This is a genomic window from Afipia birgiae 34632, from assembly GCF_000308295.2.
Classification (GTDB): Bacteria; Pseudomonadota; Alphaproteobacteria; order Rhizobiales; family Xanthobacteraceae; genus Afipia; species Afipia birgiae.
The window spans coordinates 447,241-473,381 of the sequence record NZ_HG326653.1; the positions used below are offsets into that span (position 1 = coordinate 447,241).

General features: G+C 61.5%; 22 protein-coding genes and 1 tRNA gene. 15 read left to right on the forward strand and 8 right to left on the reverse strand.

Annotated features, from left to right (window positions below; all coding sequences use genetic code 11):
• Positions 1-211 precede the first annotated feature (211 nt).
• Together BN32_RS16060 and BN32_RS16065 are read right to left on the reverse strand one after the other, a co-directional pair.
• Complete coding sequence (locus BN32_RS16060; RefSeq protein ID WP_019199332.1) at positions 212-3,322, reverse strand: autotransporter outer membrane beta-barrel domain-containing protein; 3,111 nt, start codon at positions 3,320-3,322, stop codon at positions 212-214.
• 800 nt (positions 3,323-4,122) lie between these two features.
• Positions 4,123-5,022: a Rap1a/Tai family immunity protein gene (locus BN32_RS16065; protein ID WP_156946988.1), complete on the reverse strand. Its 900-nt coding sequence runs from the start codon at positions 5,020-5,022 to the stop codon at positions 4,123-4,125.
• A 301-nt stretch (positions 5,023-5,323) separates the two neighbouring features.
• Between BN32_RS16065 and BN32_RS16070 the strand changes: the two genes are divergently transcribed.
• The 4 genes from BN32_RS16070 to BN32_RS16090 all read left to right on the forward strand — a co-directional run bounded on the left by BN32_RS16070 (position 5,324) and on the right by BN32_RS16090 (position 8,903).
• Positions 5,324-5,614: a hypothetical protein gene (locus BN32_RS16070; protein ID WP_156946989.1), complete on the forward strand. Its 291-nt coding sequence runs from the start codon at positions 5,324-5,326 to the stop codon at positions 5,612-5,614.
• A 310-nt stretch (positions 5,615-5,924) separates the two neighbouring features.
• Positions 5,925-6,722, forward strand: a complete 798-nt coding sequence (locus tag BN32_RS16075) for a ParB/RepB/Spo0J family partition protein (protein WP_019199329.1) — start codon at positions 5,925-5,927, stop codon at positions 6,720-6,722.
• 984 nt (positions 6,723-7,706) lie between these two features.
• A complete protein-coding gene (locus BN32_RS16085; RefSeq protein ID WP_156946990.1) occupies positions 7,707-8,183 on the forward strand; it encodes a hypothetical protein in 477 nt (158 codons plus the stop codon).
• 177 nt (positions 8,184-8,360) lie between these two features.
• Positions 8,361-8,903, forward strand: coding sequence for a recombinase family protein (locus tag BN32_RS16090; protein WP_019199326.1), 543 nt, complete (start codon positions 8,361-8,363; stop codon positions 8,901-8,903).
• A 135-nt stretch (positions 8,904-9,038) separates the two neighbouring features.
• Here BN32_RS16090 and BN32_RS16095 read toward each other — a convergent pair whose 3' ends face one another.
• Both BN32_RS16095 and BN32_RS16100 read right to left on the reverse strand, forming a co-directional pair.
• A complete protein-coding gene (locus BN32_RS16095) occupies positions 9,039-10,640 on the reverse strand; it encodes a DUF6538 domain-containing protein (RefSeq protein ID WP_019199325.1) in 1,602 nt (533 codons plus the stop codon).
• A gap of 85 nt (positions 10,641-10,725) precedes the next feature.
• Positions 10,726-10,812 (reverse strand) — tRNA-Leu (locus BN32_RS16100).
• A gap of 249 nt (positions 10,813-11,061) precedes the next feature.
• Here BN32_RS16100 and BN32_RS16105 point away from each other — a divergent pair.
• Complete coding sequence (locus BN32_RS16105) at positions 11,062-12,030, forward strand: complex I NDUFA9 subunit family protein (protein WP_019199324.1); 969 nt, start codon at positions 11,062-11,064, stop codon at positions 12,028-12,030.
• 145 nt (positions 12,031-12,175) lie between these two features.
• Here the strand turns inward: BN32_RS16105 and BN32_RS16110 are convergent, their stop codons facing one another.
• A complete protein-coding gene (locus tag BN32_RS16110; protein ID WP_019199323.1) occupies positions 12,176-12,982 on the reverse strand; it encodes an undecaprenyl-diphosphate phosphatase in 807 nt (268 codons plus the stop codon).
• A gap of 192 nt (positions 12,983-13,174) precedes the next feature.
• Here BN32_RS16110 and BN32_RS16115 point away from each other — a divergent pair, with 192 nt between their 5' ends.
• Together BN32_RS16115 and queG are read left to right on the forward strand one after the other, a co-directional pair.
• Entirely contained in the window at positions 13,175-13,867 is a 693-nt protein-coding gene (locus BN32_RS16115; protein WP_019199322.1) for a glutathione S-transferase family protein, read from the forward strand.
• The gene (queG, locus tag BN32_RS16120; RefSeq protein ID WP_019199321.1) at positions 13,816-15,000 is read left to right on the forward strand and encodes a tRNA epoxyqueuosine(34) reductase QueG; all 1,185 of its coding nucleotides are present in this window, start codon (positions 13,816-13,818) and stop codon (positions 14,998-15,000) included. The genes BN32_RS16115 and queG overlap by 52 nt, the downstream gene beginning before the upstream one ends.
• A gap of 7 nt (positions 15,001-15,007) precedes the next feature.
• Here the strand turns inward: queG and BN32_RS16125 are convergent, their stop codons facing one another.
• Positions 15,008-15,808 (reverse strand): alpha/beta hydrolase, encoded by an 801-nt coding sequence (locus BN32_RS16125; RefSeq protein ID WP_040426810.1) that lies wholly within the window; start codon positions 15,806-15,808, stop codon positions 15,008-15,010.
• 286 nt (positions 15,809-16,094) lie between these two features.
• Between BN32_RS16125 and infC the strand changes: the two genes are divergently transcribed.
• Entirely contained in the window at positions 16,095-16,634 is a 540-nt protein-coding gene (infC, locus tag BN32_RS16130) for a translation initiation factor IF-3 (RefSeq protein WP_152343847.1), read from the forward strand.
• Positions 16,635-16,756: 122 nt separating this feature from the next.
• On the opposite strand, the gene BN32_RS16135 is transcribed toward infC, so the two are convergent.
• Entirely contained in the window at positions 16,757-17,179 is a 423-nt protein-coding gene (locus BN32_RS16135) for a hypothetical protein (protein ID WP_019199316.1), read from the reverse strand.
• A 452-nt stretch (positions 17,180-17,631) separates the two neighbouring features.
• On the opposite strand from BN32_RS16135, the gene rpmI reads away from it, so the two are divergent.
• The 5 genes from rpmI (at position 17,632) to pheT (ending at position 22,459) form a co-directional block, all read left to right on the forward strand.
• Positions 17,632-17,832: a 50S ribosomal protein L35 gene (gene rpmI / locus BN32_RS16140; RefSeq protein WP_011661951.1), complete on the forward strand. Its 201-nt coding sequence runs from the start codon at positions 17,632-17,634 to the stop codon at positions 17,830-17,832.
• A gap of 90 nt (positions 17,833-17,922) precedes the next feature.
• Entirely contained in the window at positions 17,923-18,282 is a 360-nt protein-coding gene (gene rplT, locus BN32_RS16145; protein WP_019199315.1) for a 50S ribosomal protein L20, read from the forward strand.
• A 162-nt stretch (positions 18,283-18,444) separates the two neighbouring features.
• Complete coding sequence (pheS, locus tag BN32_RS16150) at positions 18,445-19,527, forward strand: phenylalanine--tRNA ligase subunit alpha (protein WP_019199314.1); 1,083 nt, start codon at positions 18,445-18,447, stop codon at positions 19,525-19,527.
• A gap of 62 nt (positions 19,528-19,589) precedes the next feature.
• Positions 19,590-20,033, forward strand: coding sequence for an endonuclease domain-containing protein (locus BN32_RS16155; RefSeq protein ID WP_040426601.1), 444 nt, complete (start codon positions 19,590-19,592; stop codon positions 20,031-20,033).
• Positions 20,030-22,459, forward strand: a complete 2,430-nt coding sequence (gene pheT / locus BN32_RS16160) for a phenylalanine--tRNA ligase subunit beta (protein ID WP_019199312.1) — start codon at positions 20,030-20,032, stop codon at positions 22,457-22,459. Before BN32_RS16155 ends, pheT begins: the two co-directional genes overlap by 4 nt.
• A gap of 57 nt (positions 22,460-22,516) precedes the next feature.
• On the opposite strand, the gene BN32_RS16165 is transcribed toward pheT, so the two are convergent.
• Positions 22,517-23,959 (reverse strand): flavin monoamine oxidase family protein, encoded by a 1,443-nt coding sequence (locus tag BN32_RS16165; protein WP_019199311.1) that lies wholly within the window; start codon positions 23,957-23,959, stop codon positions 22,517-22,519.
• A 352-nt stretch (positions 23,960-24,311) separates the two neighbouring features.
• Here BN32_RS16165 and BN32_RS16170 point away from each other — a divergent pair, with 352 nt between their 5' ends.
• Together BN32_RS16170 and BN32_RS16175 are read left to right on the forward strand one after the other, a co-directional pair.
• A complete protein-coding gene (locus tag BN32_RS16170; RefSeq protein WP_019199309.1) occupies positions 24,312-25,196 on the forward strand; it encodes a YiiX/YebB-like N1pC/P60 family cysteine hydrolase in 885 nt (294 codons plus the stop codon).
• A 188-nt stretch (positions 25,197-25,384) separates the two neighbouring features.
• Positions 25,385-26,137: a sulfate transporter family protein gene (locus BN32_RS16175; RefSeq protein ID WP_019199308.1), complete on the forward strand. Its 753-nt coding sequence runs from the start codon at positions 25,385-25,387 to the stop codon at positions 26,135-26,137.
• The last annotated feature ends 4 nt before the right edge of the window (positions 26,138-26,141 follow it).

Consider the following 26,141-nt stretch of genomic DNA (forward strand, 5'->3'; position numbering starts at 1 on the left):
GACCTCCGGGGAGGAGGCCGTTTTCGAATCTGTGGTGCCCACTGGATCGCCACCGCTGCAAAAGCCCGGATTTGCAAGTATTTTGAGCTAACTGGCGGCAGGATGTGTACCGGTTTCGTCTATCGCTCGCAATACCGGTTGGGAGGCGATCGACCATCCTCCGGCTTGGGTCGCCGCTGCCGCGCCGTGCAGTTCGTCCCAATATCCACTTTCACCAGCTCACGCGGAGGCCGGCCTTGCCGGTATAGGCGAAGCCGCCGCCGTCGAACCGGCTCTGGTAGGAGGCGTTGGCGTAGAGCGTGGTGTTCGGATTTATTCTTGCGCTAACGCCGGCGTTGAGCTCGCCCCACAGACCACCGAGGTTGGCATAGAACGGAACGAAGCCGGCTTCCGAAGAGAATGAGGTGACCGGGTTGCCGCGGAATTCGTTCCACAGGTTCGGCCGGATCCAGGCGGTGATCGTGCGCAAACCGTCGTCGAGCCAGGTGCGGCCGAAGCGGGCGCCGATCCGGCCCAGCAAGGAATCGACATCGGCAAAGCGGATTTGGGCGGCGATGTCGGAGGCGTCGTTGATGTGGACGTTCTGATAGACCAGTTGCGCCTGCGGCTCGATGAACCAGCCGCCGGCGAACTTGAAGGGGTAGCCGCCCTCGAGCGAGGCAGCGACACCTTGGCCCGCAGTCTTCAGCGTCGGCAGGCCGCGATTGGCGGTGGAGTTGATGTCGTAGAAGGTGCCCTGCAGGATCGCATCGAGGTACCAACCGGCCGGCCCGAAATGGGTCCAGTAGCCGCCGAGGGTATAGGCGGCAAAGTCGCTGTCGCCTTGCGTTCCCGTGAAATGGGTGACGCGGCCGCGATTGCCGCCGATCGCAAAATAGCTGCCAGCATGGTCGCGCGAGCCGTCGGGGCGGTCCTGGCGGAAGAAATCCATGCCGGCCTGCAGGCCCAGGAAGGTGTAGTCGAAGCGCGGGCCGCCTGTTCCCGGACTGAGCACACCCTGCGAGGCGCCCTGTTGGACGCCGTTCATTCCAATGACACGGCCCCAGCCAAAATACGGTGGGGCAGGATTAGGTGGGGCAGCCTTGTAATACCCGCTTGCGAGAGCGTTGCGAGCAGACCTTTCATCGAACTCCTCGCCGACCCGTTCATGCAGCGTGTCCAGCAGGTTGCGTCCGTACATCAGCGCCATCGACGGGATCGCCGCATAGAGCGAGGTCTCGACTCTGAAGTTCGGCGGCGGCGGCGTTGGCGTCTGGCATTGCGGCAAGGTGGGGGCCAGCGTGCAGTTCAAGGTGGAGCGCAGATACCAGGCCTCAGGATTGCTGGCATCGACGCTTGAGCGGAACAGCGTGTACTCAAAAGGACCCGCGGCCACCGGGCCGGACAGCGCAAACGTCCCCGGATTGGTCGTGCCGCTGTTGATCGTGTCGACCACCAGAATGCCATTGCCGGTCGTAAGTGCGCCGGCACCGGTTGTGTTGGCGATCCGCAGAAGTGCATTACCGCCGGCGTTGCCGCCGTTGATCACCAGCCGGTCGGACGGCGAGGGATCGCTGCCGAGGAAGGTGTTGAGCCCAAGCAAGCCGCCGTTACCGACGAAATTCTGCGTCGTTAACGTCTTGTAGCTTGCGAGCTGGGTCGGATCGCCGACCGGCGGGGTGTACAGCACCTGCCCAGCCAAGGTCAGCGAATGGATGTCCGAATTGCCGTTCATGATCCACTTGCTACTGGCGTCGACGGTGGTGAAAGTGTTCTGCTCGATGCCCGTGATGGTGCTGTTTGAAGTAAGGTTGACGTTCGCGATGCTGGCGGCATCCGAGATAATATTGCCCGTTGCGACAATGTTCGCGGTCGTGAACTGAACGTTGCTAACGAGTGTCGCGGGGTCGTTGCTGAGGACGTTGAGCAGATTGCCGCTGCCCGTTGTGACGGCAGTGCCGTTCTGCAATAGCAGCTGGGCAAATGTGTCATGCGCGTTGAAGGCATCGGCCGCCGCGGTCAGCGTACCTCCAGAGAACACAACGATGCTGGGGTCGCCGGCAACACCGCCATTGGCCCGGATGCCGTGACGTCCTGCGGTCACATTGCTGTCGGTGATGAACAAATGCCCGGAGTCGGCCGCACGGCCGCCGTCATATTGGGTGCTCGTGACCGTAGTGCGCAGCAGTGTGCCTGTAGATCCCGAATCGCCAACGAAAACGCCACCGGCTGTCGGACCCGTAGCCGTCACTGAACTGTCGGTGAGATTTAGTGTTCCTGCGGCTTCAACGATCGCTCCGTAGGCGGAGTTACCGGTGGCATTGATCCTGACATTCGTTCCGTTGAGCACGGTCGAGATCGGAGGTCCCGAAGGGGGCGAAGTGTTATAGCCCAAGACGTCGATACCGTAGGCGAAATCACCGCTGGTCTGGATGTTGACGGTGTTGAGGTTCATCAAGCCGCCGTTGTAGACGAGCGCTCCGAAGCCTGACACGCCAGTCGTCGTGACGCTGACATTGGTAGCCTCAACCAGCGAACGCGTTCCGGTCGCTAGATTCGACTGCGAGGAATTCAGGCCGTGCGCTCCGCTGCCTGACGTATTGATGGTGCTGTCGTTGATTCGCAGCGTGCCTCCGTCGGCTGTGACCACGCCGAAGGAATTCGCGCCTGACGTGGTGATGTTAACGTTGGTTGCAGTGATCAGGCCGCTCGGCAGGTCAGAGCGAAGGCCAGCCACGTTGCCGGTCGCCAACCGTTCGGTGATCGTGGCGTCCTGGATCGTGATGACGCCTCCCGCCGCGTAGCCGCCGAAACCGGTGGCGTTGATGGTCTGTCCGGTCGACGTGATGGTGCCACCCACAAGGGCGTTCAGGCCGTGACCGACCGCGAAGGTTCCGAACGTATCGATCACGCCTCCGGTGAGAATGATCGAGCCGCCGTTGCCGGCGGTTGCGCCGTAGGTCGAGTTTCCTTGTGCAATGAGATGAGTGTCCGTCGCGGTGATCAGCGAGCCGACGCCGTCGGCCGACAGCACCGTTCCGGGCGACGAATTTGATGAAGCCGGCCCGGCGGTCGCCGTCGTTCCGTTGAAAAGGGTAATCTGTCCGCCGCTCTCCGCCCGAACAACTATTGGCACCCCACTTGTATTATTGAGCAAGACCAGCGGGCTTGAGCTTGTGATCACGCCGTTGTTCAGCGCCCATAACGTATAGCCGGCGGTAGGCGCTGCGGTGCCGGTGTCGATCGTGCCCGATGCCGTCTGCGTCGTCCCGTTGGCGACAACCTGCTGAGCCTGAGCGAGGCGCGGCGGTATGGTCGCTAATAGCGTGACCGTGGCAGCCACAAGAGCGACTGACGAAACGCTCGACAACAGCACTGGGCGTGCGATGGCGGGAACGCGCGGTGGTGGTCGCGGCAATGTTCGATTTGGGTTTGGCCGACCGGAACCTGTACGAAACGTGTGCATGATGTCCCCCGCCCACGAGGCCGTAACGCAGCCACAGACGATCAAGTGCCCGGGCAAGTCCGCTCGCCGTGACCCGCCGCAAGATTGATCGATGGTGACTGGACACCTTTGCATTGGCGCAAGTGTTCTCTGCGGCTGTGGCTGTTGAGCCTCACAATGATCAGCAGCGCTGACCCATCGCGGAGCGCGTCAGGCGATGGGAGCCGAGTATCTCGATCCGGCGCTTTGCGGTCTTTTCATCCGACATACGCAACTGGAAGTGAGCAAAATTTCCTATCGTGGTTTCCACCACCTCGGTGTCCAGTGGGATGATGATTTTCCCGCCCCGAATTTGTCGAGGACCTTCGTCGGGCCCGCATCCTGAACTGGAGGTTTGAGGAGTCTTTTCGTTTCGCCGCGGATGTCTTCCGCAAGCTCAATGGTCGCATGTGTCCGGCTTCGTGCACCGGTCTGCGGCTCAAAAAACCCAGCACTTACTGAATCAAGACTTAGAAAAAAGTGGTGCCCAGGAAAGGATTGGGCGACCCGTTAGAGTTGCTGTTGATCTTACTGGACTTTTTGACCGTCGAGTGAGCCGCTGTGTACCAGCGCCGTGGCCCAACCGCAAGCGAAAGGCCAATCGAACATGGCGCTCATGTACGCGCGGTCAATGGAACGGGGCGACGAGGCGGGCAGATCTAATTGGAGGACGGAGGACATGGCCATGCGCCCTGCATCGCGTTCATTGCGAGCAACAGGAAGTTTTCATGGAGCCTTTCAGGATGTGAACGGAGATGGCTAAGTACGACCCTCAGCACTTGGCCTCTTGATGCATCGACAGGCGGGCAAACAGTATCCCGATTACCTTTCGTAGCGGCTGCTGCAAGAAACCGCAGTCCAGAAAGCATCCCTAGACACTGGCCCGCATTGAACCAGTCTGACGGGTCCTTGCCCGGGGGACTGCGGTTTGAGACCACATCCTCTAAGCGCTCGCATGCTTTGATCATCTCGTGCCCGGTGTTCGGCCCGTACTGGGCCGTGGCCGGAGTATACGACGAAGCGGCACTCGACGCCTTGTCCAACTCTTTGGCCTGCGAATGCTTCGTTCCAATAAAGCCAAACTTCGTTAGCGGCTTTGATCCAAAGCTCTCCACCACAGTCAAAAACGCCGCCGACAATTTGGGATGGGAGATCAGATACACGGTGCGGCGCTCGGCTACGCTATTTGTCTCTTCCAACAGCGTGGCACCAAGCATTTCTTTTACGCTCTGAATGAGCTGCCGTGGTTCCACATCTGAGGTGAGCGTACAGTAGTCGTCGCGCTCTCGGTACGCTGCCACTATGAGCGCCTTGCCCTCGATCATCATGACCCATTCGCCGCCAACCCGGTCGCCTTTATGGGATGACGTGTTGAATGGACGCCATTTGCGCTCCTTTGCGAACTGATGGATGCGAGTGACATCATCAAGGTTCTTATAGCAAGTGTTGATGATGAAGTCCGCTACCGCGCTAACGGGGTCGCGGCGCTCCGCAACAGATACAGAGCTGAACAGCACGCTAACAACGAGGGCGACCACAGCGGTCATCGCGACTTGCAACGGAACCTCCCAAAAAAGAACGCTATCCACACACCCACTCGGTGCTTGTTGATAGGAACACGCTTCTCGCAAAACCTGTGTTGGCGTTCAATCGACTTCTGGTTTTTGCCAATGACGCATTGCCTCCACGCTGGAGAACTGCACGGAGCATACGAACCGAGCAGACTGCGACCGAACGACTCATGCTCCGCGCGTTGACGCCAAACCACCGCCTATGTGATTGGTGGAGGGGACAGCCTCCCCTGCCAATCGTAGACTAACGACCATTGGCAACTGTTACATGTTCATGACGGGGATAGCTTTGCAGCATCACGACGAAACAACTCAACGATCAGCTTCAATCGAGAACTTTACCCACCACGGGCGCACAGGTTGCGATCCCGCGCGGCTGCTTACAGTCGCGGAGTATTGGGTCCAGTTCGATGAACCAATAGAGTTTCTCGAAGACCCGGCGGCGACGTTCGCTGGGGACGGGCAAAGCCTGATCGCGATCTGCGAGGCCAATGACATCCCCTACCGTCCGGCAGGAACCGTGCAAGCAGCGGGCTTCCCGGTGTGGCTGCTGATGGAGTTCTACCCAGCCAATCCGTAGGGCAGGAACGGCGGTGGGCGAGAGAGTTGGAAGGTTGCAGTCTAGCTTTACGGAAACTTCTCGCGCACCTGCCGCCGAGTAGCATTGAGTTGCCGTCCTACGGAACGGAAACTCCTCACGGGACTTTCGTGCCCATTCCCTAGCCCTCTTCGAGAACCCATTGCCGACCCGTTCGGCGATCTGTCCGGGTCTCACGGAAGGCACTCACCACACATCAATAACCGTACCTCCTCCTCGGAGAACCCGTGACCGGCTGCTGTCGGTCGTTCGGGCGGGAACTTCGAGGGGGCGGTTTCACGCATACCCGAACATGCAGAAAAACAGCACAGAACAGAACACTAGAACCTGTCCGATTGAGCCCCCTAAGGAGCCATTCACGGACATCATTAAGATCGCTGACATTGCCGTCCGAGATGATTGGCAGGTCAGGAACAAGATCGATCCAACCACCGTCAGCAACTACAAGAACATCTTCAAGAACGGCGGGTCGCTTCCACCCATTCAGGTTGCGCTGGTAGACGGTGCGCTTCGCCTCGTTGACGGCTGGCACAGGCTGGCCGCGCTGGCGTTGCTCGGGCGCGATACTGTCGAAGCCACGATCTTCGTAGCGACCATGAGCGAAGCGCGATGGGCAGCAGCAAACGCCAACCTCGCACACGGCTTGCCGCTCAAGCCGAAGGAGGTGCGCAACGTCTTTAATGCGTACATCACTTCCCGACGGCACTACAAAGCGAACGGGCGGATCAAGTCCTATCGGGAGATGGCGGAGGACATCAATGGCGTCGTCAGCTATCGCACTTTGAACAGGTGGATGGAAAAGGATCATCCGAAGATCGCCAAGGAGATGGCGGCGCAGCACGGTGGAGAGGATAAGGCTCTGTATCACGATGGTGGGCCACCGAAGCTGGATCACATCACACCTTTGCAGGCCGCAGCAGCGAACCTCGATAATGCCCTTGCCGAGGTTCGTTCAATGTCCCCGGAGGAGCGACGAGCCCTTATCGACTATGCGAGGCGATTGCTGAGGAAGCTCGAAACGATCACCCAGTGGTCGCCTCAAGAAGTCGCGCTAGGGCTCCCGGAGGTGCCGGTGAACAATGACTTCTGACACTTGGGACATTGTCCCAGCTACAGTGAACAGCCGATCTGAGAAACCCGCAGAAACCGGGGCATTTCCTACGGAAGCCGAACCGATTGAAGTCGAGCTTATCCCTACGGACCTACCGCCGGGGTCCGTTATCCGGGCCATGCTCAGGGGCGAACCGGTCGTCCTCGTTGGCACCGTACCCACCGGACATACGGCGATCCTTTGCCCCAAGAACTGGCGGACGCTTCAACGATGGAAGCTGACACGTCTCCGCATCGTCAGGGGGGCACTTTATGCAGCGGGTGAAGGCCGTGCCGTGGGCTTTGCGGCAGCTCGGTTCTTGCTGAATGCACCGAGCAACCACGTCATCCGCCACCGCAATGGCAACCCCTTCGACATCCGTCTCTCAAATATTGTCGCCCTTTCGCGGGGACTTCTACGACAGGCGAAGATCGAAGAGACGCGAGGGGCGGGCTACAAGAACCCGGACGTGCGGTGGGGCAATCGCCGCTGCCATGCTGGCAAGCCCCTCGAAACTCCAAGCGCCCGTGAGCGGGTCACCAAGGCACTGGGCGGGCAAGGATGCCTAGAACGCCCCTAAGAGGGCCTGAGGAGTCCGCTGAGGAGTCGCAATTGGCGTCTGAGAAAAGGCCCCACTCCTGAACGGACTCACCTGCGGAGTCCCCAGCGGTTTTGAGAGGGCTCGCATTTTCTGGCGCAAAAATGTGAAGCCCTCCCTCGAACCGGTTTCAAGGTGGGCTTCCCCATAGGGGGGCCTCTCCGCCTGTCGCAACTCCGCCGAATGTCCTTCCACCACATGCAGGCAACGATCCTCGCCGCTGGACTTGCCCACTTGCCAACGCCCTCGATGCTGACGCGGCCCTGCGCGGCGCATAGGACGGGGCAGCTTGGTTGTTCGTGGAGGTGGGAGGACATTCGGGGGGCTGCGTCACATGCTTCCCACACCCTCGCTCAACAGGGCCTCAACCAACTAACAGGACGAACTTGCAGAACACACATTCGACCATCCCTCGCGCAGCTACCGTCACGCCGCGACGAGTAATCGACAACCTCTCGGACCTCGCCCGTTCCGTTTCAATAGCAACGTGGCCCTACCACGATCACTTCACACACGATGATGTCACTGGCGTGGTGTTTGCGCTCTCTGAACACTTTCAACTCGGGGCGCTGATTGATGATGGCAATCTAGTGGTGTTGACCTCCACTTTTCCACGAGACGTTCAGAAGCGTGAGGAGTACGGGCTGGCCCTACTAAGATGCGCTATCCAGTATGCTGCCGACCGCGACCTGCGGTTCTTCTTCAACTCCTGCACCACCGACATTCGCCCGCTGCTCTCGCAATTGCGCCGCTCGGGCTACGTAGTGAGAGCAGGCAAGAACTGGGCGATAGGGTGTCACCCCCGTATTCCCTCTGTCGAGGTTGGCACCACCGCAAGGTCATTCCCCATTGAGGATGGATAGTCTTGGGCCACTGCGATACGCGCGGTGGCAGACAGGCCCGTGGTGACTGTCCGTTAGGGTATAGCCTCGCGAGACAGTAGTCTGAGGCAGAGTTTCCGTCTCAATAGGGTTGACTTCATAGTTCTGAGACATCAATGTTCAATGGTCTAGACCCTAATGAGACATCGGAGTTCCGCCATGACTATTATCGGTTACGCCCGCGTCAGCACCACCGATCAGAACCTTGAGATACAGGAGGCTGCCCTGCGCCTTGCAGGCTGCAACCTCATCAGATCGGAAAAGCGGTCTGGCACTACCACTGCCGGGCGCACCGAGTTGCAAACCGTCTTGGACTTCCTTCGCCCCGGCGACATTCTCATGGTGACGCGGATCGACCGCTTGGCCCGCAGCATAGGTGACCTTCAAGACATCGTCCGCACTGTCAGGGCCAAGGGTGCGAGCCTGAGGGCCACCGAACAGCCGATAGATACCGGCACCGCAGCGGGCAAGGCGTTCCTCGACATGCTTGGCGTGTTCGCTGAGTTCGAGACGAACCTACGGAAGGAACGCCAACTGGAGGGGATAGCCGACGCGAAGTCCCGAGGCGTCTACAAGGGCCGCAAGGCGAGCATCGATCCGGCTAAGGTCAAGGCGATGAAGGATCAGGGCATGGGACCGTCAGCAATCGCGAAGGCATTGAAGATCGGTCGAGCGTCCGTCTACCGGGCATTGGAGGCATGATGCAGCCCGATGCGAGCCGTGTCGATACGATCATCCATCGGGCCAGATCAGTGTTTTTTGTCTGCGCCCATCGAAGGAGCTGCGCACGTCGCTGAAACAAAAAGAGCTACGCTGTCGTCGCTCGCCCTGCAAACCCTAAGCGGCTTTCTCTTCACACCCCAACTCGTATCGAGGCAACTTGCATATCTCCCGATAGAGCCCCTCCGGCTCGCCGTAGACTTCCTCGTCAACACCCTTGCCACCTTGCGCCAAGATCATGCGGCGCAGCTCTTGGTCCACGTCATGGCGGCGTGAAAGCGTTACGAACCTATGCCGCCACGCATGGTTGGGACGGATACGTTCGTCACTAACAACCGACCGCACAAACTCCGAGACCCGGTTCTTCACACCATTGAGCCGCCCACGAACCTCATCTCTCTTTTCCGCTGTAAGGAAGAGATAGCCGCCCTTTGAGGCTTTCACGAAGTCGAGGAAGCCAAGTTCGACAAGCTGCGGGTGCAAGGGCACGACACGCATCTCTTTGCCTTTCACGCTCCCGGCCTCAGGCGTGATAGTCGCCGCCCAGTGAGCGCCCGCTTTCTTCACGTCCTCTTTGCGCAGTTGAATGATCTCACCCACACGCGCCCCGGTGAACGCGCAAAGCCACGGCACCCACTTCTTCGCGGCGGCAGTCTTCGCAAGCTCCCTCTTCTTTGCCGCATAGGCCAACGCCGCCTTGAGGAGCTTGTCGGCTTCGGCGTCGGTGTATCCCTTGGGGCGCGTCTGCGTGGGCTTGCCCTTCTTAATCGTGATCTTCTCAGCCGGATTGCTTAGGAGGTGATGGTTTCCCACCGCCCAGCTAAAGACGGACTTCAATGCGGCAAGGTCGCCGTCTCTCACTGTCTTTGAGGAGAGGGGATTGCCAGTCCGAGGGTTGATGGTCGCAAGCCTCATGTCCTTATAGGCGACGACATCGGCGGGCGTCACTCGTACAGCATCGTCGTGGCCAAGGAACGCGACAAGACGCTCAATTGTGGCCTCGTATTCGTCGAAGGTTTTCTCAGCGTAGTTCTCCCGTTCCGCCTCACGCTTCCACCCCTCGAACAACTGGGTCAGGGTCTTCGCGGCTGTCGGGGGCTTGCCTGTGTCGGGCAAGCGCAGCGGGGGGAAACGATCCGCGCCATCGTCAACATCGTAGTAGCCCTCAGCACGGCGCTTCATGAGCGCAGCTATTTCCCCGCCCACCTTGTACAGTTCGTGCGCAAGTCTGGTCTTGCTGTCGTCGCTGACGTTCAGCGCGTGGCGGGCGAGGTGTTCCGCAACGAATGGGGCCATCTCGCGCAGTCTGGTAGCCTCATCCCACTTCGCTGACATCTCCAGCAGCTTGGACCAGATGCCGGAGGGACCGGGCTCATCGTCCCACTTCGCAACTGCACGGCGGCGGAAGTCTCCCGCAAGGGCGATGATCTGTTTTTGGCTCAGGTGTTGAGGGCCGTCCCGCAAAGACCTCCACAGCGAGGAGAGGTGCGACAAGGCGGCGGCATGTCTCGCCTTCGCGTCTTGAATGTCGCGTGTTCGCAGCGACACTTTTACAAGCTGGGTGGTTGGACCAAGCTCAACGCCGCCGTTACCGGCTTCCTCTGGCAGCTTGATCTTTAAGCCACGGGCTACGGCGCGAACGTCCTGCGGGATGCGTTGCCGGATATAATAGAAACCGCTCTGAGGATGCTTCCAAGGACGTGCCATCAACAGGACCATGTGTACCGCCTCTGTGTACCAAAGAGACGGTCAAAACTCCTGCGATGTCAGAAACATCAGTTGCATCAACATCAACTGAGATGGGTGGTGCCCAGGAAAGGACTCGAACCTTCACGGCCGTTAAGCCACTGGCACCTGAAGCCAGCGCGTCTACCAATTCCGCCACCTGGGCATTGGGGCGGTTACTAAGGACAGGGCGCGCGCTTGTCAAATTGCTCTGGAGCATGCGGTTCTGATTGAATCAGAACCGGCGCTCCAGATTCTTGTTTTGACTCATTTTCTTCACGCTAACCGGTATCCGCTCCGCTCGAAAACGCTATGAAGCCGCGGGAATGGCCTGTACAGCGCGCGGATGATGGCGTATCGCCGGAAATCGGCGGGACCGCCCTCCCGCTTCGTTTGTTTTGCGCAGGAACCATGCATGTCAGCCCCAATTGATACGCTTGTCACGGTCTTCGGAGGATCAGGTTTTCTCGGCCGGCATGTGATCCGGGCGCTCGCCAAGCGGGAATATCGCATCAGGGTCGGCGTCCGCCGTCCGGAATTGGCCGGGCACCTGCAGCCGCTGGGCCGGGTCGGCCAGATTCACGCGGTACAGGCCAATCTGCGCTACCCGGTCTCGGTGCAGGCCGCGGCGCGCGGCGCCAGCGTCGTCGTCAATCTGGTCGGAATTCTCGCCGAGGGCGGCGCGCAGACCTTCAATGCCGTTCAGGCCAAGGGCGCGGACACCGTGGCGCGCGCGGCAGCCGAGATCGGCGCGCGCGTGGTGCATGTGTCGGCGATCGGCGCCGATGCGAATTCAAATTCGGGCTACGCACGCGCCAAGGCGGCCGGCGAAGCCGCCGTGCTGGCGGCGGTACCTTCGGCCACGATCATCCGCCCTTCGGTGGTATTCGGTCCCGAGGATCAGTTCACCAATCGCTTCGCGGGACTGGCGCGGATTTCGCCGATGCTGCCGCTGATCGGCGGCGGGCTGACAAAAATGCAGCCTGTCTATGTCGGCGACGTCGCCACCGCCGTTGCCAATGCGGTGGACGGCAAGACCCGGCCGGGCGCGACTTATGAACTTGGCGGCCCCGAGATCATGACCATGCGAGAGATTATCGATCTCATTCTGAATATCACCCGGCGCAACCGTATGCTGATGTCGCTGCCGTTCCCGCTCGCGAAAATCCAGTCATACTTCCTGCAGTTCGCGCCAGGCGATCTGAAGCTGACGCCGAATCAGGTCGAACTGCTGCGCAGCGACAACGTGGTGTCAGACACCGCGAAGGCCGCCGGGCTGACGCTGGAAGGCTTGGGGATCACGCCGGATTCGCTTGCAGCCGTCGCGCCGTCCTATCTGTGGCGCTACCGCAAGACCGGGCAGTTCGCGCACAAGGATGTGTGAGGTTTTGGGCGCCTGATACACGCACCGTCATTGCGAGGAGCAAAGCGACGAAGCAATCCAGTCTTTGCTTGCTGCTCTGGATTGCTTCGCTTCGCTCGCAATGACGAACAACATGAACCTCTTGTGCGCTAAGGCGCGCGACGAATCACTTCCCCAGCGCCAGACCGATCAATCCAAGCGTGCCAACGATCACGCGCCACCATGCGAACAGCGCGAAACCGTTGCGCGACACGTAATCGAGCAGCGTCTTCACCACGATGATCGCCGCCACGAACGACGTGATGAAACCCATCGCCACCAGAAGCGTGTTGTTCCCCGTCATCTGTCCGTGATTCTTGTACAGGTCGTAGGCGAACGCACCCGTCATGGTCGGGATCGCCAGAAAGAACGAGAACTCCGCCGCCGCCCGCTTGTCCGATCCGAACAGCATGGCGGACACAATCGTCGCGCCCGAACGCGAAACGCCGGGGATCATCGCCAGGCACTGCGCCAGACCGATGCCGAGATACATCGGCAAAGGAAATGTCGTTGCGTCATGAAAGCGTGGGCGCAGATCCTGCTGATCGACCCACAGCAGCACCGCGCCGCCGGCGATCAGCGTGAAACAGACCACCCATGGATTGAACAATACGTCCTTGATGAAGGAATGTGCAGCCGCGCCGATGATGGCCGCCGGCAAAAACGCGATCAGCACACCGATCACGAAGCGCCGCGCCGCGGGGTCCGAAAACATGCCGAGCGCGATTCGCCACAATTTCGCAAAATACACCGACAGAATGGCGAGAATCGCACCGAGCTGTATCAGCACCACGAAGGTCTTGCCGAACGCATCGTCATTGAACCCGAAAAACCGTTCCAGCAGAAGAAGGTGTCCGGTCGAGGACACAGGCAGGAACTCAGTCAGCCCCTCGACGATGCCGAGGATGAAAGCCTTGAAAAGATCGAATGACATGAAAGCGATCCGCTGTGGATGAGGGCCCTGCGAGCGGCGTGTTTGTCGCCCATTCGGAAAGTCGCCGCAACGTCAAATCCATGAAATAGAGTATTGGCAAATGGCCGTTGCCTGCTTATCAGGCTTTTCCATCTGACGCGTTAACCGCCATTCGAGACCCTTTGTTAAACCTAACCGGACTATCACAGCTGCATGTTCACACTTTTTCATCATCCGTTTTGCCCGCGGTCGCGCTTCGTGCGGCTTGCGCTCGGCGAACACGGGCTGGACACGCGGCTTGTGGAGGAAATGGTCTGGGATCGTCGCGAAGCCTTCCTGACGCTGAATCCGGCCGGCGACACGCCGGTGCTGATTGCCGAGGGCACACCCGCAATGCCGGGCGCCGGTCTCGCCGCTGAATTCCTTGACGAGATTCACGGCGCGCCGCTCGGCGACCATCGCTTGCTGCCCCGCGCGATGAACGACCGCATCGAGGTGCGGCGTCTGATGTCGTGGTTCAACGACAAGTTTTTCGAGGAGGCCAGCGGGCCGCTGGTGTCCGAGCGCATCTACAAGCGGTTCATGAAACCCGAGCACGGCGGCGGACCTCCGTCGACCGATGTTCTGCGCGCCGCAAAGGCAAATGTGCGCTATCATCTGGCCTATATCGGCTGGCTGGCGCGAACGCGGAATTTTCTCGCCGGCGATCAGCTCACCTATGCTGATCTGGCCGCCGCAGCCCACCTGTCGGCGCTGGACTATCTGGGCGATGTGCCATGGAACGAGGACGACGCAGCCAAGGCGTGGTACGTGCGGATCAAATCCCGCCCGTCGTTCCGCCCGTTGCTGAGCGAATGGATGGCGGGCGTCCCGGCGTCGGCGCATTACGTGGATCTCGACTTCTGACCGACAAAGGTTTTGCCGACGCCATCGCAGTCAAGACGGCGCTGATCGAGCAGGCCCGCGCCATCGGCTTCAGCGCCATCGGCATTACCGATCCCGGTGCGATCGAAGGCGCGCGCGAACGGCTGCAAGATTTTCTCGATGCCGGTTCACACGGCGACATGGAATGGCTCGCCAGCGAGCCCGCGCGCCGCGCCAGCCCGAAGGTGCTGTGGAGCGAGGTTCGCTCGGTGATCATGCTCGGGATGAACTATGGCCCGGATGAGAATCCGCTGACGCTGCTCGAACAGACAACGCGCGGCAACATTTCGGTCTATGCGCGCGGCGACGACTATCATGACCTGATCAAGAAGCGTCTCAAGACGCTGGCGCGCTGGCTGCTGGCCACCGCCGGCGGCGATGTGAAGGTGTTCGTCGACACCGCCGCTGTGATGGAGAAACCGCTGGCGCATGCGGCCGGTCTCGGCTGGCAGGGCAAGCACACCAATCTCGTGTCGCGCGACTACGGCTCGTGGCTGTTTCTCGGCGCGATCTTCACCACACTCGACCTGCCGCATGATGCAGCCGATATTGATCATTGCGGATCGTGCCAGGCCTGTCTCGACATCTGCCCGACCAAAGCCTTCCCCGCGCCCTACCGCCTTGATGCGCGCAAATGCATTTCGTACCTCACGATCGAGCACAAGGGCGCGATCCCGCACGCGTACCGCGAAGCCATCGGCAACCGCATCTATGGCTGCGACGATTGTCTGAGCGTGTGCCCCTGGAACAAGTTCGCGCAGGAAGGGCATGAGGCGAAGCTCGCCGCGCGCGATGCATTGCGTGCGCCATCGCTGGCCGAACTGGCGCGCCTCGACGATCCGGCGTTCCGCGCGTTGTTCACGAAATCGCCGGTCAAGCGGATCGGCCGCGACAGGTTCCTGCGCAATGTGCTCACCGCCATCGGCAACAGCAACGATGCGTCATTGATTCCTGAAGCGCGCCGCCTGCTCGACGATGCCAACCCATTGGTGCGGGGAGCTGCGGTGTGGGCGCTGTCGCGGCTGTTGCCGCGCGCGGAATTCTCCGAGCTCGCCGCACGTACGCATGATGCCGACGAGGATGTGCGAAGTGAGTGGACGGCGGCGCTGACCTGACCGCGCGCTAACCGTTCGACAACTCGCTCACGGCGCCCAGCATGCGCGCGATGTCCTGCGGCCGCGACAGGCGATGATCGCCGTCCTGCACCAGGGTCAGCACCACGTCGTCGCTCGGCAGGCAGTGCGTCAGTGCAAAAGCGTGACGCCACGGCACGTCGGGGTCTTGCGCTCCTTGCAGAATCCGGACCGGACATCCGACATCGATGGTGCCGCCGAGCAGCAGATGGTTGCGGCCTTCCTCGATCAGATTGCGGGTGATCGGATAAGCCTCGCCGTAGTCGGAGGGCCGGTGCCACACGCCCTTGGTCATGATCTCGTCGCGGATCTCCTGCGAGAAACCTTTCCACATCAGGTCTTCGGTGAAATCCGGCGCAGGCGCGATCAGCACCAAGCCTGCGAGCGTGGCGCGCGGCGCGGGCCGCTTCGCCAATGCGCGCGCCAGCAGCAAAGCCATCCAGCCGCCCATCGACGAGCCGACGACGATCTGCGGACCTTCACAAAACGAATCGAACACCTTGAGGCTTTCTTCGTGCCACTGCCCGATGGTTCCGTCGGCGAAGCTGCCTGAGGATTCGCCATGTCCAGAATAATCGAACCGCACGCAGGCGCGGCGCTGCATGGCGGCCCAATCGTCGAGCGCCTGCGCCTTGGTTCCCTTCATGTCGGAGTTGAACCCGCCCAGCCAGAACACCCCGGGCAGATCGCCGGCGCGTTTGCGCACGGCAATGCGCCGCTTGGGGCCGCTGTCACCCACCTCGATAAAGCCGAGCTCCGGCGTCGCGGAACCGTCTGATACATGCGCCATGAACATTGCCCCGTCCGGACCTGTTATGGCGGCCGATGCCGCCGTCCGTCAACGCGGCCGCTTCAAGTGGTTCGTAACGCTTGCGAACCGGACGCCGGACCTCTATGTGGAGCGGGCTGCGGGACACCCCGGGGGCGGTTATTTGTCAGGCATTTTACGGTTTTGTGCCTGATCCCGACGTCCTGCGGCAGCACCGGAAAATGCACGCGAAAGCCTGCACGCGCTTGCCCGGCGGGCCTTAATCCTTCAAACTGACTACTTCGTTCACAACACCGGAGATTTACCCATTCGCCGTCCCAACAGAGCCCCGCCCGCCGCCGCAAAGGACGGGCCGCGCACCAATGATGAAATCCGCAATCTCACCATCCAGCTGATCGATCAAACCGGCGTCAACCACGGCACCGTCGAGACGGCGATTGCGGTGAAGATGGCGATGGAAGCGGGCATGGATCTCGTCGAGATTTCACCGAACACCAATCCTCCCGTTTGCAAGATCATGGACTACGGGAAGTTCAAGTATTCGGCGCAGAAGAAAGCCGCCGAAGCCCGCAAGAAGCAGAAGGTCGTCGAGATCAAGGAGATCAAGCTCCGCCCGATGATCGACGATCACGACTACGACGTGAAGATGCGCGCGATGCTGCGGTTCTTCGAGGAAGGCGACAAGGTCAAGATCACCCTGCGCTATCGCGGCCGTGAAATGGCGCATCAGGAAATCGGCACCAAGCTGCTCGACAAGGTGAAGGCCGCCGTCGCCGAGGTCGCCAAGGTCGAACAGGACGCGCGTTTTGAGGGCCGTCAGGTCGTCATGGTCCTGGCGCCGCGTTGAGATCCGCCGCGAGGATCAGGACGATTACAGACTGACCGCGATCGCTCGCCGCGTTGAACATCTGAAATAAAAATGGCGCTGCGATTTGCAGCGCCATTTTCGTTTTGGCAGTTCGCGAATTCTTACGACGCGCGGGTCGCTTCCCAGCGGCCGGAGCAGGACGTGCTCGACGACTTGCCGCTCCATTGGCCGGAGCCGGAATTGGCCGAGAGCTTGCCGTTGGCGCTGGCCTTCTGGTCGCCGCGGGCTATGGCGACGCTGACCGCGCCGGCATCGCCGACATGACCGGAAATATCGAAGCTGCCGTCACCGGAATAGCTGACGCGGCCGCCGACGACCTTCACGGGATAGCTGTAGGCCGGATCGCAGTTGCCGGACTGGGTGATGATGGTGACTTTCCAGGCACCGTCGAACGAGGAACCGGCCTTGGCCGAACCGGCCAGCACAATAGCCGCCGTCAGGGCGGCCGCGGCGAATGCGGCCAAGGCAAACAGCCGGGCGGCAGGATTCAAGGACAAAGCGATCGTCTTGGCGCGCACGGCCATGTGTATCCCTCGCGTTGGGTGGATGCTGAGAGGGATATAGTCAGACTGTGGCGAAAGTTCCAGTGCAACGCAGTATATAAGAGGCCTGCGACAACGTCGAATCCGTTCAAAAACGATAGGTATCTTAATACGTTACCCGCTGAGGCCGTCCTACTCCCCGCGGCATGGATCCGTCTGCCGGCGCAGCCGCTTCGGTGCTCAAAGCAAGCAGGCATGACGACCCGGACGCTCCGCCCGGGCGACGCAAAAGCGGTGTTAATCGTTGCCAATTCGCCGATCGTCTGCCATAAGCCCAACCTTCGTCGCCCGGCTGATCAAGGGCTGCCGTGGCGACGCCAGTGCTGATTTTCTCCATACGGGATTAAATCGAGCATTATCAACGCTCTAACGAGCATTTCAGCCGCAACAGCGCCTCTCGGGGCGCGTTTGTTTTGCGGCAACAGGAGAGCCAAATGCCCAAGCTGAAGACCAAGTCGGGCGCTAAAAAGCGCTTCAAAGTGACCGGCACCGGAAAGGTGATGTCCGCCCATGCAGGCAAACGCCACGGCATGATCAAGCGGACAAAGAAGCAGATTCGTCAGCTGCGCGGCACGCGAGTGCTGTTCAAGACGGACGGCGACAACATCAAGCAGTACTTCCTGCCCAACGCCTGATCCTCTGGCCGCGTTCGCGCGGCCCAGCTCACATCTGGCTGCGTTCGCGCAGCCGTCTGTCTCACACTTTTCAGATGAAGGAGTTCCGTCATGGCTCGCGTTAAACGCGGTGTGACCGCTCACGCCAAGCACAAGAAAGTCTACAAGGCCGCCAAGGGTTTTTCCGGCCGCCGCAAGAACACCATCCGCGCCGCCAAGGCCGCCGTGGACAAGGCAGGCCAGTATGCCTTCCGCGCCCGCAAGCTGAAGAAGCGCACCTTCCGCGCGCTCTGGATCCAGCGTCTCAACGCCGCTGTACGTCCGTTCGGCATGACCTACAGCGTGTTTATCAACGGCCTCGCCAAGTCGGGCGTCGTTGTGGACCGCAAGGTGCTGTCGGATCTCGCGATCCACGAACCGGCGGCGTTCCAGGCGATCGCTGAAAAGGCCAAAGCCGCACTTGCGGCGTAAGCCTGGCAACAGCCGCACGCGCGGCTTGAGCTTGCCATTCAGCACTCCCCTCTTGGACGAGGCCGATGCGACCGGGGCGTAGTACGCCCCGCTCCGTTCGGCTGGGCTGATTGATCCCCGCCGGACGGTTTTGATGAAACCGTTCCGATGGGGCTTTCTCCAATGTCCGACCTCGCCAAACTCGAAGCCGAAATTCTGGGCGCGATTGCCGCCGCTTCCGATGAAGCTGCGCTGGAAACCGTGCGCGTCGGCGCGCTCGGCAAGAAGGGTTCGATCTCCGCGCTGCTCGCGACGCTCGGCAAGATGTCGCCGGACGAGCGCAAGACCGAAGGCGCGAAGATCAATCTCGCCAAGGACAAGGTGAGCGAAGCGCTGACCGCGCGCCGCGACATCCTGAAGAACGCCGCACTCGATGCACGGCTCGCCTCCGAGACCATCGACGTCACGCTGCCCACGCGCGAGACGCCCGCCGAGCAGGGCCGCATTCATCCGCTCACTCAGGTGATGGACGAACTCACCGCGATCTTCGCCGACATGGGCTTCTCGATTGCCGAGGGTCCGGACATCGAGACCGACGACTACAATTTCACCAAGCTGAATTTCCCCGAGGGCCATCCGGCGCGGGAAATGCACGACACGTTCTTTTTCAACGCTAAGGAAGACGGCTCGCGGCCGCTGCTGCGCACCCACACCTCGCCGGTGCAGGTCCGCACCATGCTGTCGCAGAAGCCGCCGATCCGCGTGATCTGCCCGGGCCGCACCTACCGCATCGATTCGGACGCGACCCACACGCCGCAATTCCACCAGGTCGAAGGCCTCGTGATCGACAAGGGCTCGCATCTCGGTCACCTGAAATGGATTCTCGCGGAATTCTGCAAGGCGTTCTTCGAGGTCGACAACGTCAACATGAAGTTCCGTCCCTCGTTCTTCCCGTTCACCGAGCCGTCGCTCGAAGTCGATATCCAGTGCCGCCGCGACAAGGGCGAGATCCGGTTCGGCGAAGGCGAAGACTGGCTGGAGATTCTCGGCTGCGGCATGGTGCATCCGAACGTGCTGCGCGCCTGTGGCATCGATCCCGACGTCTATCAGGGCTTCGCGTGGGGCATGGGCATCGACCGCATCGCGATGCTGAAATACGGCATCAACGACCTGCGGCAGATGTTCGAGAGCGATACGCGCTGGATCAATCACTACGGCTTCAAGCCGCTCGATGTCCCGACGCTGGCGGGAGGGTTGTCATCGTAATGCTAGCAGTATGCACGGCATACTCCCCTCCCCCGCCTGCGGGGGAGGGTTAGGGAGGGGCAATGGTTGACGAACCGAAGCAGCCTGTCTGGAAAACAACGAGCGCAGTGCGTGACAACGCTCGCCGTCTTCGTCGCACTTTGACCGACGCCGAGCGCGTGATGTGGAACGAGTTGCGCGCTCACCGGCTGAATGGCGCAAGCTTTCGGCGGCAAAAGCCAATCGGTCCGTACATCGTCGACTTCGTCTGTGACGCCGCAAACCTAGTTATCGAGATCGACGGTGGGCAACACTATGAGCCGCAAGGCATTGAGCGTGACGCACGGCGAGACCGCTATCTGGCGTTCGAAGGGTACAACGTTTTGCGTTTCAACAATCATGACGTCCTGACCAACAAAGCGGGCGTCCTCGAAACCATCACCACCGCATTGCAGACAAAGGCCCCCTCCCTGACCTCCCCCGCAAGCGGGGGAGGAGAAGAAACCGAGGGCGGAGAACCAAAATGAAATTCACCTTCTCCTGGCTGAAAGAGCATCTCGACACCGACGAGCCGCTCGAAAAGATCGCCGACAAGCTCACCATGATCGGCCTTGAAGTCGAGCACATCGACGACAAGGCCAAGGCGCTGGCGCCGTTCACCATTGCGCGCGTGATTTCCGCCGAGCAGCATCCGAACGCCGACCGTCTGCGCGTGTGCATGGTCGATTACGGCCAGATCGCGAAGGGCGACAAGCCGCTGCAGGTCGTGTGCGGCGCGCCGAACGCGCGCACAGGTTTGATCAGTGTGTTCTCGCCGGCCGGCACCTACATTCCGGGAAAGAACATTACGCTCAGCGTCGGCACCATTCGCGGCGTCGAAAGTCACGGCATGCTGTGCTCGGCGGCCGAACTTGAGCTTTCCGAAGATCATGACGGCATTATCGAGCTTCCCGCCGATGCGCCGGTCGGCAAGGCTTATGCGGAGTGGGCCGGGCTCGGCGATCCGGTCATCGAAATCAATCTGACGCCGAACCGGCAGGACTGCACCGGCGTGCACGGCATCGCGCGCGATCTCGCCGCCGCCGACATGGGCAAGTTCAAGGACCCCGCACCGAAGCAGATCAAGGGCGAGTTCCCCTGCCCTGTTCAGGTGAAGATCGAAGACGAAAAGCTGTGTCCGGGCTTCGCGCTGCGTCTGGTGCGCGGTGTCAAGAACGGCCCCTCGCCCGAATGGCTGCAGAAGCGGTTGACGTCGATCGGGCTGCGCCCGATCAATGCGCTGGTCGACATCACCAACTTCATGACCTTCGACCGCGCGCGGCCGCTGCATGTGTTCGACGCCAAGAAGGTGAAGGGCAATCTCACCGTGCGCCGCGCGCGCAACGAGACGGTCATCGCGCTCGACGGTAAAACCTACGCTCTCGACGATACCGTCTGCGTGATCGCCGACGAACGCGGCGTGGAATCGATCGCCGGCATCATGGGCGGCGAGGCCTCGGGCTGCGACGAGAACACCACCGACGTGCTGATCGAATCGGCGCTCTGGAACGAGATCAACATCGCCCAGACCGGCCGCAAGCTCGGCATCAATTCCGACGCACGCTACCGCTTCGAGCGCGGCGTGGATCCGGCCTTCATGGTACCGGGCCTTGAGATGGCGACGAAATTGGTGATGGACCTGTGCGGCGGCACGCCATCGGAAATCGTCGTTGCGGGCAAGAGCCATGGCGAGGACCGCATCATCGAGTTTCCGGTCACGGAAGTGAAGCGGCTGGCCGGCATTGATGTGCCGCTGCCCGAAATCAGGCGGATCCTCGCGCATCTCGGCTTCATGGTCGCGGGCGCGGGTCCGGTCGTGAAGGTCGCGGTGCCGTCATGGCGCAGCGACGTGCACGGCAAGGCTGATATCGTGGAAGAGATCGTGCGCATTGTCGGCGTCGACAGCGTGCCGCTGACGCCGTTCGAGCGCGGCGATGCGCCGCGCAAGTCGGTGCTGACGCAGCTTCAGCTCCGCACCCGCCGCGCCAAGCGTGCGCTGGCGGCACGTGGCATGACCGAAGCCGTCACCTGGTCGTTCGTCTCCAAAACGCAGGCCGAGCTGTTCGGCGGCGGCAGCGCCGTCCTGACGCTGGCCAATCCGATTGCATCCGACCTGTCTGACATGCGGCCTTCGCTGATCGCAGGACTTGTCGCAGCAGCGCAGGCCAATGCGGATCGCGGCTTCGCCGACGTGGCGCTGTTCGAGGTGGGGCAGATCTTCAAGGGCGACCGACCCGAAGATCAGTTCATGGCAGCGAGCGGCGTGCGCCGCGCGCAGGCCTCAAGCAAAGGCATCGGCCGTCAGTGGTCGGGCAGTTTCACCGTCGATGCGCTGGACGCCAAGGCCGATGCGCTCGCCGTGCTGGCCGCAGCCGGCGCGCCGATGCAGGGGCTTCAGGTCGTCTCAGCTGCCGAGTCGAAGAATTTCCCGGCATGGCTCCATCCCGGCCGCTCCGGCGCGATCCAGATCGGACCGCCGAATGTGCTGGGCTATTTCGGTGAGCTGCATCCGCGCGCTCTGGAGGCCCTGAAGGCCGATGGTCCGCTGGTGGCGTTCGAGGTCATTCTCGAACGGATTCCCGATGCCAAGGCGAAGCCAACCCGCGCCAAGCCGCTGCTGGAGTTGTCGCCGTTCCAGCCGGTGTCACGCGACTTCGCGTTCATCGTCGATCGCAGCGTCAAGGCCGGCGACATCGTGCGCACGGCGCAGGCCGCCGACAAGAAGCTGATCACCAATGTGACGGTGTTCGACGTCTATGAAGGCAAGGGTATCGACGAGGCCAAGAAATCGATCGCTATCGCGGTCACGCTGCAGCCGCGCGAAAAGACCCTGACCGATCAGGAGATCGACGCGGTGGCCTCGAAGATCGTCGCGGACGTCACCAAGAAGACCGGCGGCGTGCTGCGCGGTTGATGTATTGTTCAGGCGTCGCCCCAGCAAAGGCTGGGGCGATGTGAACAACCTGCGTCTTCAGTTCCGCGGCCAGTTCAGGCTGCGCCCGCCAGGAGACGCAGGCTCCGCCGTCGTGCGGGATTGCGTACGCTTCGGCTTCTTGCCGGATTTTTCGGCAACCGGCGCATCCTTCAGCGCGCCGATCTTGCGCAGGGCTGCGTCCGCCGCACGCTCGCCTGATTCCCATGCGCCGCCGACGGTCCCCCACTGGGTTTCATGCGCGGCATCTCCAGCGAAGAACAGGCTTCCCAGCGGCTCCATCAGAACCTTGCGCGCCGGCTGACCGCCGGGAGACGCCGCTGACATCGCGCCGAACACATAAGGCATGTCATTCCATCGCGTCGCGGTGGTGCGCTTGGCGATGTTCTTGACGTCAGCGCCGAAAAGCTTCGTCAGCCAGTCCGTCGCAAACGCCACCATCGCGGCCTCGCCCCGCGCGGACAATTCAGTGCCGAACGAACCGGTGACATCGACCTGGCACAGCGACGAGCCGCCGAGATTGGCGAGCAAAAAACCGGTGCTGCGGTCGGCGCTTTGTTCGATCACGATATCGTCGCGCAACAGGCCGAGCGGATTGCCCGGCAGTTCCAGCGCGATGTGATCGTAACTGCCGAGCGTCAGCTTCGACGCCGCATCCTGCTGGCGCTTCGGCAGCTCAGGCGCGAATTTTACCTTTCCCGACAACAGCGCATTTGTGGACGCCGTCATGATGACCGCCTTCGCGGCAACGGTGCCGGCTGGCGTCTCGACCTGTGCATCACGTCCGCTCCAGACCACGCGCGTCACCGGTGTCGACCGCACGACCGGGAGTCCATCGCCGAGCTTCGCGATCAGCGCACCCAGGCCCTGACGGCAGGCCGATGGTCCGTCGCGCTGCGCCATGGCGACGAGATCGAGCGCGGAAAGATCCCTCAGGTCCTTGCCGGTGGCATAAGCGCCCAGCAAAAAGTCCGTCGTCCCCGCCCACACGCCAAGATCCTTCGGCAGTCCTGCCGCCGCCGGCATATCGGCCTTTCCGCGCACGGCATCGCCCAGCGCACGGTTGGCGCGCACCAGCGTGGCGAGAAAGTCCTCAGCTTCGCCAGCACGCGCATTGCGGCGGCCAATCCGGATGCGCTGACCGCGTGGTGCGGGAAGCATGTCCATGCCGACGCCGCGCGCGAGTTTCGCGATCGGACTGGTCTCGGCGTTGTAGAGCCAGCGCGCGCCCCGGTCGAACGGCACATCGAATGCGGCCGCGTCGGTCATGCAACGCCCGCCAATCGCGGAAGCCGCCTCGATCACGACAACCTTGCGGCCAGCCGCGGCAATACGGCGCGCAGCGGCAATACCGGCGGCGCCGGCGCCGATCACGACCACCTCGGCATCGCGCGGCACGGGAGCCGCCCATGCGCGCGACACCATCGGCGACAGCGCCACCGCAACTGAGCCGGCCAGGACGTCGCGCCGGGTAATTGTCATGTCATGGTTTCCAGAATTCGACCAAAAGCGAGAACATCCCAGCGTGGTGGTTCGCAGGTCCGCACCGCGTTTGCTGCAGCTTCTTATGCGGACTTGCGAACCGAAACCACACTGGAATCATGTATTTGCTGGTGTCTTTCGAATCTGAAGTTCGCTCCGGACGTGCCGCGCAATTCAGCGAACTTCAGATTCGAGCCACCAGAACTTGCCGTATCAAGCGCCTCGCGGCAACGGTCATGGTGAATGTTTGATGAGCAGCAGGCTTGACGCATGAACTAAATTGAAATTGCTTTCGACCAAACTAAGTCAACAAAAAAGCGGCCTGAATGCGCCGCTCGGGGGGAAGAACACCATGGGCTTCGTGCTCGATACCGTCGGCAAGATTATCGCCGGGTACCTCCAGAAGGAGGTTCCGGGATATGAGCCTTTTACGCCGAGCGATCCGGAGCGGCTGCGCGGGCTGGTCGAGCCCGGCGACGTGCTGCTGGTCGAAGGCAACAACCGCGTTTCCGGCATCATCAAGTATCTCACGCAGTCGACGTGGTCTCACGCCGCGCTTTATGTCGGGCCGATCGACGGCGCGACCGAGCCTGACGGCGAGCCGCACGTGCTGATCGAGGCGAATATCGGCGAAGGCGTCACCTCCGCGCCGCTTTCGAAATATTATCCCTATCACACTCGCATGTGCCGCCCGGTTGGCCTGTCCTACGAGGACCGCACCACGGTGTGCCGCTATGCGATCAACCGCATCGGCTTCGGCTACGACACCAAGAATATTCTCGACCTGATGCGCTACCTCATTCCGCTGCCTGTCCCGCAGCGCTGGCGGCGGCGCATGATCTCGCTGGGTTCGGGCGATCCGACCAAGATCATCTGCTCGGCGCTGATCGCGCAGGCCTTCGGCGCGGTGCGCTATCCGATTCTGCCCAAAATCACGCAGGCCGCCAGCCGTCAGGCCCGGCGCGAAATCCTGCACATCCGCGATTCCTCGCTCTACATGCCGCGCGACTTCGACATCTCGCCCTACTTTGAGATCATCAAGCCGACCATCGTCCGCGGTTTCGATTACACGGCGCTGCACTGGGCCGACACGACAAAGCCGTCCCCGGAGGTGACGGACGAAGCTGATCCCTTTCCAGAGGGAATCTTCGAAACGCCAGAGGCGCCGCTCGCGCCTGTTGCGACGTTTGAGCAGGCTTCGCCGAAACGGGAACCGGCGCGCGAATACGCAGCGTGATCCTGAATCTGATCTCGAGCGAAGCGGGTAAATCCGCGCGTCGTCATTGCGAAGAGCACTTGCGACGAAGCAATCCAGTTCTTGCGGCCAAGGGTGGATTGCTTCGCTTCGCTCGCAATGACGGGGTTGCCACTTGCCAGACACCTTCCCCATACTTAACTCTCGCCAGGTTTTATGGAGGAAGGCCCATGCTTGACGCCGCACTCAAGGCGTTGTCCCAGATCCTGTCGCCGCCGATGCGCTCCATCCTGTGGAAGTCGGTCGGCCTGGCGCTGGTGCTGATCGTCGCTGCCGCAGTCGCGCTGCAGCGGCTGTTAAGCTGGCTTGCCGGATCTGGCGGGCTGTGGGCAGAGACGATGGTCGGGTCCGACTATCACACCCTCATCAACATTCTCACATGGATCGTCTCAATCGCGGCCGGTCTCGGTGTCGTGGTCGGCGCGGTGTTCCTGATGCCCGCAATCACGTCATTGGTCGCGAGCGTATTCGTCGACGACGTCGCCGACATCGTCGAGCGCCAGCACTACCCTGCGGAAAAGCCGGGCACGGCGCTGCCGGTCGGACGCGCGGTCGTCGAAGGCTCAAGGACCGCGTTGTTGACGATTCTGGTTTATCTGATTGCGCTGCCGTTCGTCTTGATTGCGGGTGCGGGCTTCATCGTGTTCTTCATCGCCACTGCATGGCTGCTTGGCCGGGAGTATTTCGAACTCGCCGCAATGCGCTTCCGCACGCCGGAGGAAGCGAAAATCATGCGCAAGCAGAACAGCGCGACCGTGTTCGCCGCCGGGCTGTTCATTGCGGCCTTCGTGTCGATCCCGATCGTCAATCTGGCCACGCCGCTGTTCGGCATGGCCTTCATGGTCCACATGCACAAGCGACTGTCGGGCCCGCGCCCCGAACTGATCGAGCCGGTGCGGCGAACGAGCGTGCCGACGGCTTGAAGAT